The 234-nt window shown below is 55.1% G+C and carries 1 protein-coding gene; it reads left to right on the forward strand.

The features are described from left to right. The coding region (locus tag KVT37_RS33025) for a type IV secretory system conjugative DNA transfer family protein (RefSeq protein WP_217579106.1) at positions 1 to 234 on the forward strand (234 nt) is incomplete at both ends.

Consider the following 234-nt stretch of genomic DNA (forward strand, 5'->3'; position numbering starts at 1 on the left):
TTCCTACTCGACGAATTCAAGCACCTCGGCAAACTGGAAGCCATAAAGACAGCTGTCACCACGATCGCCGGGTACAAGGGCCGCGTCATGTTCATCATTCAGAGCCTGTCGGCATTGTCCGGCGCCTATGAGCAGCCGGGCAAGGAAAATTTTCTCAGCAACACCCGCGTTCAGGGGTTCATGGCGACGGCCGATGGTGAGACCCCTACCTACATCTCAAAATCAATTGGGGAC

This window comes from Mesorhizobium sp. GbtcB19, assembly GCF_019091085.1.
Lineage (GTDB): Bacteria > Pseudomonadota > Alphaproteobacteria > Rhizobiales > Rhizobiaceae > Mesorhizobium.